Below are 12,096 nucleotides of genomic sequence, written 5' to 3' on the forward strand. Positions count from 1 at the left end.
TCACGTGCGTGCGCGCAGCGTAGACCCGGCTCCTCCCCGGCGTCTGCATCCCGGCCCGGACCCGCCGAAACTCGTGACATGTACTCTCCCGCCTCATGACAGATGACATGCGCGAGATCGTGCTCGGGATACTGGCCGCGGGCATCACAGCGGCTCTCGGCTGGTTCGCCCGCACGTACCTGTGGCGGCGCAGACTCCGCCGCAGACAGCGGTTCTACGGGCTGCTGCCGCACTCCGAGTGCCTGCTGGTGGTCAACCGCGATCCGGCCGCGGCCTCCTGGTCGGTGGCGCGACGCGACGTCTTCGCCCTGCTGGAGATCTCCGCCCTGATCAAGGACTGCGGAGCGCACGCCGACATCGTCACGCACGACACCGCGCTGCAGGGTTTCGGGGAGCGCACCGAGTTCTGCGTCGGCGGGCCCGCGTCCAACGCCCGCACGGCGGCGCACCTGCAGTCGCTCCTCCCCGGCGTCCTGGTGAACACGGACGCCGAACCGGGCCCCGGGCGGGCGGCGTTCACCGTCGGCGGCGAGCGGTACGTCATGGACAAGGGCGGCGCCGAACACGTGCTGCTGGCCCGGCTCACCGCCGGCGGCGGCGAGGAGACCCGGCCGGTGTTCCTCATCGCCGGACAGACGGGCATCACGAACCAGGCGGCGGCGCGCTACCTGGCCCGCCACGAGACGCGGCTGATCCGCAAGTACGCGCGGAAGGGCACATTCTGCCTGCTGCTGAAGGTGCTCAACTCCTCGGCCTACGGACCGGACGTGGTCGAGCTGGTCGGGGACGTGACGCGGGCGGCGACCACGCGCGCTCCCCGGCCGGCCGACGAGGAGCCGGTGGAAGAGCGCGAAGCTCAGTCGTCGGACAGTTCCGCGTAGAGCTGGGCGAGTTCGGGGGTGCCGGTGGCCGCCCACGCGCGGCCCTCCTCCAGCACGTCCACCTCGAGCCCGGACGGCAGGCGGACGATCGGCTGGCCGGTCTCCCACAGCTGCCAGGAGGAGCCGGGCACGGTCCGCACCAGCACCGTGCCCAGGTAGAGGCCGGCGTCGCTGCCGAGCCAGTTAGCGGCTTCCGTGTCGTCGCGCCACAGCGGGAAGAGCTGGTCGAGGGCGGCCAGCGACTCGGCGGAGTCGTCCAGTTCGACGCCGGCGCGTTCTGCGTGGTCACGCAGCAGCTCGCACTCCGAGAGCACCTCGGCGACACCCTCGGGGTCGTCGGAGAGCGCGTTCGCGAAGCCCGTGCCGTGCGGGGCGTCGCCGTGCCGCCTGCGCCAGTGCTCGAGGAATGGAATGTGCATACCGCCAGCGTGTCACCCCGCGTGCGGTCTGCACCACAGGGCGCGCGGCCCGGGGCATCCGCCGGTAATCCCGCACCGCCCGCCCGCCGTCCGGGGGCGGGCGGTCTCAGAGCCCCAGGTCCACGACGACCGGGGCGTGGTCGGACGGCCCTTTGCCCTTGCGGGCCTCCCGGTCGACGTAGGCGTCCCGTACGGCCGAGGTGAACGGCGCGTTGCCGTACACCAGGTCGATGCGCATGCCGCGGTTCTTGGGGAAGCACAGCTGCCGGTAGTCCCAGTAGGTGAACGGGTGGTCGTACTTCAGCGGCCGCGGGAAGACATCGGACAGGCCGGCGTCGCGCAGTGCGGCCAGCGCCGCCCGCTCCTCCTCCGTGACGTGCGTGGAACCCTCGAAGGCGGCGACGTCGTAGACGTCTTCGTCGGTGGGGGCGACGTTGAAGTCGCCGAGCACGGCGTACGGCCGCGGCCCGGCGGCGTCCGGCTCGGCGGCCTTGCGCAGCGCCTCCAGCCACTGGAGCTTGTAGGCGAAGTGCGGGTGGCCCACCTCGCGGCCGTTCGGCACGTACACCGAGGTCACGCGCACGCCGTCGCAGGTGGCGGTGATCGCGCGGGCCTCCTGACCGCCGTCGTAGTCAGGGCCGCCGGGCAACCCGGGCACCGCGTCGGTCAGGCCCACGCGGGAGAGCACGGCCACGCCGTTCCACCGCCCCGAGCACAGGGTGGCCGACTCGTAACCCCGCTCGCGCAGCTCCGCGTCCGGGAAGGCGTCGGTGTCGCACTTGAGCTCCTGGAGGCACACCACGTCCGGCGCGGCGGACTCGAGCCAGTCCAGCAGACGGGGCAGGCGGGCCCCGACGGAGTTCACGTTCCAGGTGGCGATGCGCATGCCCGCAAACCTACCGCCCGGCACTGACGACGACGGAGTCGCCCGGTTCCAGCCGCGTGTGCGCGGCACCGCCGACACCGGGCCCGTCCGGGCCCAGCATCCGCCCGTAGACACCGTGCGCGTTCTGCGAGAGCAGGCCGTCGTGCACGTCGTAGGCCAGCCGCGGCCGTACCTCGCGCAGGTAGTCGATGACCTCGGAGACCTTGCTCCACGGGGCGTGGACCGGCAGCAGCAACGTGTCCACCTCACGACCGGGCACGGTCAGGGCGTCCCCGGGGTGGAAGACGGCTCCGTCGACGACGTAGCCCACGTTGGTGATGCGGGGGATGTCGGGATGAATGACCGCGTGCAGCTCGCCGTGCACCTCGACCTCGAACCCGGCGGCGTCGACCACGTCGCCGTGGCCGACGGTGTGGACCCGGCCGGGGAAGGCGCCGACGAGCTTCTCGGCGACGCTGCGGAGCGTCCAGATCTCGGCGGCGGGGTTGGCCTCCATCGCGGTGCGCAGCCGCCCGGCGTCGAAGTGGTCGGGGTGCTCGTGGGTGACCAGGACGGCGTCGGCGCCGAGCGCGGCGTCCTCCTCGGAGAAGCCGCCGGGGTCGATGACGAGGGTGCGGCCCTCCTTCGTCAGCCGTACGCAGGCGTGGCCCTTCTTCATCAGCTCCATGCGGGCCATTGTGTACCGCCCCTCTGGTCCCGCACGTCCCGCATGCCGCGCACATCCCGCAGCCGCGCACGCCGCGCGGGATGTCGGCCGGTCTCAGACATCGCCCGGGCCGTCCTCGGGGGCGGTCTCCTCTCGGACGACGTCCCGGGCGACGGCGAAGGCGGCCCGCGCGGCGGGAAGGCCGCAGTAGACGCCGACGTGCAGCAGCACCTCGGTGATCTCCACCGGTGTCAGGCCGTTGCGCAGCGCGGCCCGCACGTGGAGGGCCAGCTCGTCGAGGTGGCCGCCGGCGGTGAGCGCGGTGAGGGTGACCACGGAGCGGGTGCGGCGGTCGATGCCCGGCCGGTCCCAGACCTCGCCCCAGGCGTAGCGGGTGGCGAAGTCCTCGAAGTCGCGTGTGACGTCGTCGGCCTCCGCCAGCGCGCGGTCCACGAAGCCGTCGCCGAGCACCTCGCGCCGCACCTTGAGCCCCGCTTCGTACGGGTCGCGGCGTACGGCCGCGGAGGCGCCCGCCTCCAGTTCGGCGAGGGCCACGGGCGGCGGCGGGGGCATCACCGGCCGCAGGGCCGGGGGCGCCCCCACCGGCTGCGGTCGGCCGGTGCCGCGCTGCGGCTCGCCGGGCGTCTCGTTGCCGAGGTGGGTGACGAGCAGGTCGGTGACGGCGGCGGGCTGCTCGACCGGCACCAGGTGGGAGGCGCCGGGCACCAGGGCGAGACGCGCGTCCGGGATGCCGGCGACCAGGGCGCGGGCGTCGGAGGGCGGTGTGACGCGGTCGTCGGCCCCGGCCACCACCAGGGCGGGCACGCCGATGCGGGGCAGGGCGTCGCGGATGTCGAACGCGGCCAGCGCCTCGCAGGCCGCGATGTAGCAGCCCGGGTCGGTGGTGCGGACCATCTGCACGGCCCAGTCGACGATCGCGGGCTGCGCGGTGGCGAAGCCCGGCGTGAACCAGCGCTCCGGGGTGCTGCGGGCCACCGGGTCCAGCCCGTTCGTACGGATCACCACGCCGCGCTGCCGCCAGGCGTCCGGGGTGCCGTAGCGCGGCGCGGAGGACAGCAGCGCGAGCGACGAGACGCGGTGCGGGTGGGCGAGGGCCAGTTCGGCGCCGACGGCGCCGCCGAGCGAGCAGCCGGCGTAAGCGAAGCGCTCCACCCCGAGGGCGTCGAGGGTGCCGATCAGCCGCTCGGCGAGTTCGGCCGCAGACAGGGCCGGGTGGGCGGGGGCGCCGCCGTGCCCGGGGAAGTCGAAGCGCAGTACCCGCCGGTGCCGGGTCAGCTCGGGGATCTGGCGATCCCACATGTGCCACGTCGCGCCGAGGGCGGGACCGAGGACGATCAGCGGCGCGCCGTCAGGGCCGTCGGTCCGGTACTGGAGGGTCTTGGTCTCGCTCACCCGGGTCACGGTATCGACCGCGCGGCGTGCCCCGCGCCCCGGGTGGCGGAGCTTCCCGGACGCGGTGCCGGGGCCCGGTCAGAAGCCGACGGTGGAGACGACGTAGACGCGGGGGCGTTTGTCGGGCGTGGTGTCGACGGTGATGCGCAGGTCGGGCGCGGGCGCGGGCTGCTCGTGCACCACGCCCGCGTAGGTGCGGCCGTCGGCGCGCAGGTCCCAGCCGACCCGCTCGGCCTGTTCCCGGCTGATGGCGACCTCGCCCTCGCGCAGCGCCTCGCGGTCGGTACCGACGTCGCGGAGGAAGCGTGCGAGGTTCTTCCAGGAGGTGCGGAACTGGACGTGCAGGCTGCTCTTCTCCCAGGCGTTGGACTCCCAGTAGGCCACGTAGCTGGAGCCCTTGGGGATCGGCACCTCGTAGACGCGTCGCTGCACCTTGCTGGGCCATTCGTAGTGCAGGTTGCTCAGGGCGGCCTCGCGCTGCTTGTTCTCGCCGCTGTCCCGGCTGACGAAGGCGGACTGCACCAGGTAGCCGGCGGGGATCGCGATGAGCAGGACCACGACGCACAACGCCAGCACGCGGTGCTTGGGGCGGTGCGGGGGCCGGTCGGCGGGTGGGACGGCGGGCGGGGCGGTGGTTCTCACTGGCCCACCGCCCGGCGGATGTTGTCGGCGGCGCGTTCGTAGCGTTCGTAGCGTTCCAGGCGGCGCCGGTTGGCGCGACGGAAGCGGCGGGCGACGAGCCGGGCGAGGTCGGCGGCGCCGACCATGCCGGCCTCGGGGCCGAGCTGTGCCTTGGCCAGCCGTGCCTCGGGGCGGTAGCCGCGTCCGGTGAGGTGGCGGCGGAAGGCGTCCCGGGCGGGCCCGATCAGCAGGTCGTCGGCGGCGCTGACGCCGCCGCCGATGACGAAGCAGGACGGGTCGAGGGCGGCGGCGAGGTTGGCGATGCCGATGCCGAGCCAGTGGCCGATCTCCTGGAGCAGTTCGACGCACATGGCGTCCCCGCGCCGGGCAAGGTCGGTGATGAGCGGGCCGGTGATCTCCTCCACCCGGCCACCGACCTCGTCGAGGATGCCGTAGGCGACCGGCGACTCGGCGGCGGCGAGTTCGCGGGCCTCGCGGACCAAGGCGTTGCCGGAGCTGTACTGCTCCCAGCAGCCGCGGTTCCCGCAGGGGCAGCGGTGGCCGGAGGGCACGACCTGCATGTGGCCGAACTCGCCGGCGACGCCGTACTTGCCGCGCTTGACCCGTCCGTCCTCCAGGATGGCGCCGCCGATCCCGGTGCCGAGGGTGATCATGACGAGGTGGTCCTCGCCTCGCCCGGCGCCGAAGCGCCACTCGCCCCAGGCGGCGGTGTTGGCGTCGTTGTCGACCATCACCGGCACGGCGAGGCGGGAGGTGAGGGCGTCCTTGAGCGGTTCGTCGCGCCAGGCGAGGTGCGGGGCGAAGAGCACGCGGGAACGGTCGGCGTCCACCCAGCCGGCGGCGCCGATGCCGACGGCGTGCACGTCGTGCCGGTCGGAGAGGTCCAGCACGAGTTCCGCGATGGTGTCCTCGACGACCTTGGGGCTCTTGGACTTGTCGGGGGTCTCGGTGCGCACCCGTTCCAGGATCTGCCCGTCGGCGTCCACCACCCCGGCCATGACCTTGGTGCCGCCGATGTCGATGCCGACGGTGGGCACGCGGGGCGCGGAGTGCGGCGAGCGCCGTTCGCGGGTGCTGACCGTGCGCAGCGCGCTGGTGCCGGTGGTGGCACGCCGGTAGACGCGGTCGCCGCGGCTGCTCACGGCCCGGCCTCCGGACCGCGGGCGGTGCGGGGGCGAGTGCGGGGCCGGCTGCGGCCCGGGCGGGGCGTGGTTGCGCGCACCTTCTCGTCTCGTCTCTGCCTGGTCACGGTGGTCTGTGGGCTGGGCGGACCGGCGCCCGGGTCAGCGCCTCCCGCGGCGGGCGCGCCGGGATCCCGGGCGGACGGTGCCCGCGGGAACCGATTGTGTCACGAGCGCTCCAGTTCGTGGCTGAGCTGCTCCAGTTCGCTGCCGCCCGCCATCTGGCGGGTCAGCTCGTCCAGGCTGATCGCGTCCCGGGCGTGGCTGCCGGCCATCTCACCCCGCTTGAGCAGCACGAACCGGTCCCCCACCAGGTACGCGTGATGCGGGTTGTGGGTGATGAGGACCACGCCGAGGCCCTGGTCGCGGGCGGTGGCGACGTGCTTGAGCACCATCCCGGACTGCTTCACGCCGAGCGCGGCGGTGGGCTCGTCGAGGACGAGCACGCGGGCGCCGAAGTGCACCGCCCGGGCGATGGCGACGCACTGCCGCTCGCCGCCGGAGAGGGTGCCGATCGGCTGGTCGACGTCGCGCAGCGTGATGCCCATGCGGGCCAGCGCGTCGCGGGTGGTGCGGCGCATGGCGTCGACGTCCAGCCGGGCGAGGGGCCCACGGCCGCGCCGGGGCTCGGAGCCGAGGAAGAAGTTCCGCCAGACGGGCATCAGCGGGACGACGGCGAGGTCCTGGTAGACGGTGGCGATGCCGCGGTTCAGGGCCTCGCGGGGCGAGGCGAACCGGGTCTCCTCGCCGTCCACGAGCAGGGAGCCCGCGTCGTGGCCGTGCAGCCCGGAGACGATCTTGATCAGCGTGGACTTGCCGGCGCCGTTGTCGCCGAGCACGCAGGTGATCGCGCCCGCGCGGACCTGGAGCGACACTCCGGTCAGGGCGGTCACGTTGCCGTACGCCTTGTCGACAGCCCGCAGCTCGATCAGGGGCTGGTTCTCGGTGGTCATGTCAGCTCGCCTCCGCCCGTTTGCGGATCCACGCGTTGAGCAGGGTGGCGAGCAGCAGCATCGCCCCCAGGAAGAACTTGAACCAGTCCGGGTCCCACTGGGCGTAGACGATGCCCTTGCTGGTCATGCCGAAGATGAACGCGCCGACGGCGGCGCCCACCGCGGAGCCGTAGCCGCCGGTGAGCAGGCAGCCGCCGATGACGGCGGCGGCGATGTAGATCAGCTCGTTGCCGACGCCCTCGGAGGACTGGACGACGTCGTAGTTGAAGAGCAGGTGCTGTCCGGAGATCCAGGCGGCGAAGGCGACGCCGAGGTACAGGCCGATCTTCGTGCGGGACACGGGGACGCCGACCGCGCGGGCGGCGGGGGCGTTGCCGCCGACGGCGAAGACCCAGTTGCCGGCGCGGGTGCGCAGCAGGATCCAGGTGGCGACGGCGACCAGCGCGAACCACCACAGGATGGTGATCGGGAAGTCCACGCCGAACAGGGTGAGCTGGGAGGCGAAGACGGCGTGCGCGGAGTCGAAGCCCTCCATGTCGGCGATGCTCCGGGTGGAGACGGTGCCGCTGATCAGCTTGGTGAGGCCCAGGTTGAGGCCGGTGAGCATGAGGAAGGTGCCGAGCGTGATGATGAAGCTGGGCAGCTTGGTGCGGGTCAGCGTCAGCCCGTTGAAGGCGCCGAACGCGAGGGTGACCAGCAGCGAGACGCCGGCGCCGACCCAGACGTTGGCCGTCATCTGGTAGCTGAACTGCGAGGACACCAGCGCGGAGGTGGCGACCATGACGCCCGCGGAGAGGTCGAACTCGCCGCCGATCATCAGCAGCGCGACCGGCACCGCCATGATCCCGATGGTCGACGAGGCGTACAGCACGGTGGACAGGCTGGCCGCCCGCAGGAAGCTGTCGGCGACGAGGGCGAAGAACACGAAGACGGCGACCGCACCCATCACCGCGCCCAGCTCCGGGCGGCTCATCAGCCGGCGCGGCAGCGAGCGGGCCCGCAGCAGGGCGTCCTCGTCCGTCTTGTCCGGAACGGGAAGCGGGGCAGCCGTCACCGGGTACCCCGCTTGGTGTACTTCTCCAGTTCGGGGACGTCCTCGGGGGTGACGATCTGCGGGCCGGTGAGCACCGGGCGGCCGCCGCCGAGCACGTCGTCGTTGTAGAGCCGGAGCCACATCAGGTCGACCGCCTCGTAGCCCTGGAGGTAGGGCTGCTGGTCGACGGCGAAGCGGATCGTACCGTCCTTGAGGCCGTCGACGACCTGGGCGTTGAGGTCGAAGGTCGCGACCTCGGCCTTGCTGCCGGTCTGGTCGATGGACTTCGCGGCGGTGGCGGCGAACGGGGCCCCGAGCGCGACGACGGAGTCGATCTTCTCGTCCGACTGGAGCTTGGCGGAGATCGACGACTCCACCGACGGCATGTTGGTGCCCTCCACGTAGAGCCGGTCGATCTCGCCGTCGAAGGTGTTCTCGACGCCGGTGCAGCGCTGGTCGAGTCCCACATTGCCCTGCTCGTGGACCACGCACAGAGCCCGCTCACGGCCGCGGGCGTTCAGCTCCTCGCCGACCGCCTCGCCGGCGACGACCTCGTCCTGACCGATGTGGGTGAGGGCGCCGAACTCCTCGTACCGGTCCTGCCCGGAGTTGATGGTGATCACCGGTATGCCGGCCTTCGTGGCCCGGCGCACGACGTCCTTCATCGCCTCCGGTTTGGCGAGGGTGACGATCAGGCCGTCCACCCGCTTGTCGACCATGGACTTCACCAGCTGCGCCTGGCGGCCGGCGTCCTTGTCGTGGGCGTAGAGGAACTCGATGTTGTCCTTGCGGGCGGCCATCTCGGCGCCGTTCTGCACGATGTCCCAGAAGGTGTCGCCGTCACCGGAGTGGGTCACCATGGCGACCTTCCAACGCGGCGTGTTCACGGCGGACCCGCCGCCCTCCAGGGCCTGCTCCCGCCGTTCCTCCGCCTGCTTGCCGCCCGTGCTGCTGCACCCGGCGAGTCCTGCGACGACGACGGCCGCCATGGCCGCTCCGGCGACCCGGGCCCACCCGGCACGCCTGCGGCGGCGCTGCTCCACCCTGGACACGCGTAGATCCACCTCCTGTGACCTGGTCCGCGGGCCGTGGGGGGCGCCCGGCGGACTTCCCGGCAAGTATCGGCCACCGGTGCCCGGCGGGCGGACACCGGGTCCTGCGCCCGTACACTCCAGCGGCAGCCGACCGTCCCGTCAATGGTCCGGGCGGGCCGGGCTCGGACCGGCCACGGCAGCGAACGGCACACCGGTGCCGGGGCACCGGTTCCGGGGAGTCGCGGCCTCGGGCGGCGCGGGCCCTCAGGCCGAGCGGCTCACGAGCTGGAAGAGGCGGGCCGTGTGCACGTAGGGGTCGCGGTCGGTGAGCGCCAGTTCGAGGGCTTCCAGACCGGCGTAGAAGCCGGGCTCCCGCTTGCGGTCATCGTCGGTGATGTGGTCGGCGACCGTACGGATGCCGTAGTGGGCGGGCTCGTGGTGGCCCAGCGTGCGCAGGACCGCGCGGACCTCTTCCGCTGTGTGCAGGACGACCGGGGCCTCGAAGGTCACCGTCCGGCCGCGGCGTTCGTCCAGCGCCTCGAGCGCCGCGGCCGGATCGAGGTCGCGGACGGCGAGGGCGAGCGGCACGGAGTGGCGGTTGATCGCCATCAGGGACAGCAGCCCGCCGGGGCGCAGCGGGGCGGTGGCCGCGCGCAGCGCGGGTTCCGCCTCGGTCATGTACTGCAGCAGGTTGTGGCACAGGACCGCGTCCCAGCCGCCGTCGCGCAGCGACGCGGGGAGGTCGAAGACGTCGGTCTCGACGGTGGTGACCCGCTCGGCGACGCCGGCCTCGGCGGCACGCTCGCGGGCCGCGGCGAGCATGCCGGGTGAGTAGTCGGCGATCGTGACGCGGTGGCCGGCCCGGGCGAGCGGCACGGCGTCGCCGCCGTCGGCGCCCGCCAGGTCCAGGATGCGCAGCGGCTGACCGCCCGGCACGGGCAGGTGGCGGGCGAGGTTGTGCGCGGCCAGGGTGTAGCGCAGCCGGCCCCACGGGCTGCGCTGCCAGTCCCGCCACTTCTCCAGTGCGCCGTCGAAGGTGTCCGCCGTGGTGGCCATGGGCCGAACCTATCGCCCGGGGCGCCGGGCCCGGCGGATTCAGGTCGCGAGGTGCCCGAGTTCGAACCAGACCACGCAGCCCGCCCCCGGGCCGGCGCGGTCGACGCCCCACTCTTCGGCGAAGGTGTCGACGAGGAGCAGCCCGCGGCCGTGCTCGTCCTCCGGGGTCGCCCAGCAGGGCAGCGGATCGCAGGCGCCGCTGCCGTCGTCCCGCACCTCCACCCGCAGCCGGCTGCCCCCGGCGCGCAGTACGCAGCTCACGCGCGAACTGTCCGTGTGCAGCACGGCGTTGGTGAAGAGTTCGGAGACGAGGAGCTGGGCGGTGTCGCAGACGTCCGCGGGGAAGGCCCAGCGGCGCAGCTGGCGCCGGACGCGGCGGCGGGCGTCCGCGACCGCGGTGCCCTCCGCGTCGAGTTCGAAGTCCGCGGCGAGGAAGCCCGGTCCGGCGTCACCCGGGAGCGTCAGTACCGCTGTGCCACGAGATGGGGGCACGACACTTCCGCCTTCCGTCCGCAGGGGCGCGCGCCGTCCGCAGAGGCGCGCACGGCGCTGCCGCGCCGGGCCGTCGGTTCTCACTATCCATTCTGGGGAGTTGGGATGGCAAGACCCGTTCTGCAAATTGCAGAATAGCGAGGGCAGTCTGTTCGTTGCCCGGACGCCGTGTCACACTTTCCGGCAGCAGGGGCGGTTGAGGCGTTGGGGGACGCCGTGTGCCGGGCCGCCCGTCGAGGCGAGGGGAGGGTTCCGCCGTGCCGGAGACACGTTCGGCCCCCACGGTGGGGCAGATCGTTCTGGGTCTGCGGCTGCGTGACCTGCGTGAGAAGGCCGGGGTCAGCTTCGACCAGGCCGCGGAGGCGCTGCGCGTCAACCCGACCACGGTGCGCCGGATGGAGAAGGCCGAAGTCGGCCTGAAACCGGTGTACGTGGAGAAGCTGCTCCAGGTCTACAACGTCGGCCACGCGGAGAGTCTCGCCTTCCTCTCCCTCGTCGAGGAGGCCAACAACCCCGGCTGGTGGCACCGGTTCCGCGACGTGCTGCCGAGCTGGTTCAGCCTGTACGTGAGCCTGGAGGAGTCGGCGTCGGTCATCCGCGCCTACGAACCCCAGTGTGTTCCGGGGCTGTTGCAGACCGAGGACTACGCGCGGGCCCTGCTGCGCGTCGGCTTCCCCGGCGCCCCCGACGAGGAGCTGGACCGGCGCGTCGCGCTCCGCATGGCGCGGCAGTCGCTGCTGGCCCGACGGAAGGACGTCCGGCTGTGGGCGGTGCTCGACGAGACGGTGCTGCGGCGCCCGGTCGGCGGGGCCGCGGTGATGCGCGCGCAGATCGACCGGCTGGCCGAGGCGGCGGCCGCGCCGAACGTCTCCCTCCAGATCCTGCCGTACGCCGCCGGGCCGCATCCCGGCATGTTCGGCCCTTTCCAGCTCTTCCGCTTCGACATTCCCGAACTCCCGGACATCGTCTACACCGAGAGCCTCACCGGCGCCGTCTACCACGACGAACGCGCCGACACCGTGGCCTACCTCGAGGCGCTGGACCGGATGGGCGCACAGGCCGCGCCCCTGTCGGACACCGGACGCATCCTCGGTGACCTGCGCAAGGAGCTCTGAACCACCCCCCATGGAACATCTGTCCCCCACCGAACACCGCCCCCCGGGCACATACCGCCCCCGCAGGGAGGACGGCGCGCACGTCCGCAACGGCCCGCGCGTCTACAACGGCATGCCCGCCCGGGAGCTGGGCAGCGTCGGCTGGCGCAAGCCGTGGAGCGGCCCCAACGGCGGCAACTGCGTGGAGGCGCTGAAGCTGTCGGACGGCCGGGTGGCCCTGCGGCAGTCCAGCGATCCCGACGGGCCGGCGCTCATCTACTCCCCCCACGAGATCGAGAGCTTCATCGCCGGAGCCAAGAACGGCGAGGCCGACTTCCTCCTGCCCACTTCGTGACCCGAGAGGCC

14 protein-coding genes are annotated in these 12,096 nt (G+C 73.0%); 3 read left to right on the forward strand and 11 right to left on the reverse strand.

The genetic code is table 11. From position 1 onward, the window contains the following. The first annotated feature begins 95 nt into the window (after positions 1-95). Positions 96-881, forward strand: a complete 786-nt coding sequence (locus E4198_RS02735) for a hypothetical protein (protein ID WP_136181715.1) — start codon at positions 96-98, stop codon at positions 879-881. Here the strand turns inward: E4198_RS02735 and E4198_RS02740 are convergent. The 11 genes from E4198_RS02740 to E4198_RS02790 all read right to left on the reverse strand — a co-directional run bounded on the left by E4198_RS02740 (position 857) and on the right by E4198_RS02790 (position 10,636). Beyond that, positions 857-1,300 carry a DUF6278 family protein gene (locus E4198_RS02740; protein WP_136181716.1) on the reverse strand — a complete coding sequence of 148 codons (444 nt, stop codon included), beginning with the start codon at positions 1,298-1,300 and terminating at the stop codon, positions 857-859. The two genes, E4198_RS02735 and E4198_RS02740, sit on opposite strands and share 25 nt — an antisense overlap. A gap of 106 nt (positions 1,301-1,406) precedes the next feature. Beyond that, entirely contained in the window at positions 1,407-2,186 is a 780-nt protein-coding gene (locus tag E4198_RS02745; protein WP_136181717.1) for an exodeoxyribonuclease III, read from the reverse strand. 10 nt (positions 2,187-2,196) lie between these two features. Further along, positions 2,197-2,853 carry an MBL fold metallo-hydrolase gene (locus E4198_RS02750; RefSeq protein ID WP_136181718.1) on the reverse strand — a complete coding sequence of 219 codons (657 nt, stop codon included), beginning with the start codon at positions 2,851-2,853 and terminating at the stop codon, positions 2,197-2,199. A gap of 93 nt (positions 2,854-2,946) precedes the next feature. Next, positions 2,947-4,245, reverse strand: coding sequence for an alpha/beta fold hydrolase (locus E4198_RS02755; protein WP_136181719.1), 1,299 nt, complete (start codon positions 4,243-4,245; stop codon positions 2,947-2,949). Between the two features lie 78 nt (positions 4,246-4,323). Further along, positions 4,324-4,887 (reverse strand): hypothetical protein, encoded by a 564-nt coding sequence (locus E4198_RS02760; RefSeq protein ID WP_136181720.1) that lies wholly within the window; start codon positions 4,885-4,887, stop codon positions 4,324-4,326. Continuing rightward, entirely contained in the window at positions 4,884-6,029 is a 1,146-nt protein-coding gene (locus E4198_RS02765) for an ROK family glucokinase (RefSeq protein ID WP_136181721.1), read from the reverse strand. The genes E4198_RS02760 and E4198_RS02765 overlap by 4 nt, the downstream gene beginning before the upstream one ends. A 206-nt stretch (positions 6,030-6,235) precedes the next feature. After that, positions 6,236-7,021, reverse strand: a complete 786-nt coding sequence (locus E4198_RS02770; protein ID WP_136181722.1) for an ATP-binding cassette domain-containing protein — start codon at positions 7,019-7,021, stop codon at positions 6,236-6,238. Between the two features lies 1 nt (position 7,022). Further along, positions 7,023-7,994: an ABC transporter permease gene (locus tag E4198_RS02775; RefSeq protein WP_136185152.1), complete on the reverse strand. Its 972-nt coding sequence runs from the start codon at positions 7,992-7,994 to the stop codon at positions 7,023-7,025. Positions 7,995-8,071: 77 nt separating this feature from the next. Beyond that, positions 8,072-9,043: a sugar ABC transporter substrate-binding protein gene (locus E4198_RS02780; protein WP_136185153.1), complete on the reverse strand. Its 972-nt coding sequence runs from the start codon at positions 9,041-9,043 to the stop codon at positions 8,072-8,074. 309 nt (positions 9,044-9,352) lie between these two features. Further along, on the reverse strand, positions 9,353-10,144 hold the full coding sequence (locus tag E4198_RS02785) for a methyltransferase domain-containing protein (RefSeq protein WP_136181723.1): 792 nt from the start codon (positions 10,142-10,144) through the stop codon (positions 9,353-9,355). A 39-nt stretch (positions 10,145-10,183) separates the two neighbouring features. Beyond that, positions 10,184-10,636: an ATP-binding protein gene (locus E4198_RS02790; RefSeq protein ID WP_168711355.1), complete on the reverse strand. Its 453-nt coding sequence runs from the start codon at positions 10,634-10,636 to the stop codon at positions 10,184-10,186. A 257-nt stretch (positions 10,637-10,893) separates the two neighbouring features. Between E4198_RS02790 and E4198_RS02795 the strand changes: the two genes are divergently transcribed. Both E4198_RS02795 and E4198_RS02800 read left to right on the forward strand, forming a co-directional pair. Then, a complete protein-coding gene (locus E4198_RS02795) occupies positions 10,894-11,751 on the forward strand; it encodes a helix-turn-helix transcriptional regulator (protein ID WP_136181725.1) in 858 nt (285 codons plus the stop codon). A gap of 112 nt (positions 11,752-11,863) precedes the next feature. Next, the gene (locus E4198_RS02800; protein ID WP_027762071.1) at positions 11,864-12,085 is read left to right on the forward strand and encodes a DUF397 domain-containing protein; all 222 of its coding nucleotides are present in this window, start codon (positions 11,864-11,866) and stop codon (positions 12,083-12,085) included. Positions 12,086-12,096: the final 11 nt, after the last annotated feature.

This window comes from Streptomyces sp. RKND-216 (assembly GCF_004795255.1).
GTDB lineage: Bacteria > Actinomycetota > Actinomycetes > Streptomycetales > Streptomycetaceae > Streptomyces > Streptomyces hazeniae.

Bases quoted from the DNA above. Each gene is read 5' to 3' on its own strand.
- E4198_RS02735 (WP_136181715.1), top strand. From the start codon at position 96: ATGACAGATGACATGCGCGAGATCGTGCTCGGGATACTGGCCGCGGGC.
- E4198_RS02740 (WP_136181716.1), bottom strand. From the start codon at position 1,300: ATGCACATTCCATTCCTCGAGCACTGGCGCAGGCGGCACGGCGACGCC.
- E4198_RS02745 (WP_136181717.1), bottom strand. From the start codon at position 2,186: ATGCGCATCGCCACCTGGAACGTGAACTCCGTCGGGGCCCGCCTGCCC.
- E4198_RS02750 (WP_136181718.1), bottom strand. From the start codon at position 2,853: ATGGAGCTGATGAAGAAGGGCCACGCCTGCGTACGGCTGACGAAGGAG.
- E4198_RS02770 (WP_136181722.1), bottom strand. From the start codon at position 7,021: ATGACCACCGAGAACCAGCCCCTGATCGAGCTGCGGGCTGTCGACAAG.
- E4198_RS02775 (WP_136185152.1), bottom strand. From the start codon at position 7,994: ATGAGCCGCCCGGAGCTGGGCGCGGTGATGGGTGCGGTCGCCGTCTTC.
- E4198_RS02780 (WP_136185153.1), bottom strand. From the start codon at position 9,043: ATGGCGGCCGTCGTCGTCGCAGGACTCGCCGGGTGCAGCAGCACGGGC.
- E4198_RS02785 (WP_136181723.1), bottom strand. From the start codon at position 10,144: ATGGCCACCACGGCGGACACCTTCGACGGCGCACTGGAGAAGTGGCGG.
- E4198_RS02800 (WP_027762071.1), top strand. From the start codon at position 11,864: ATGCCCGCCCGGGAGCTGGGCAGCGTCGGCTGGCGCAAGCCGTGGAGC.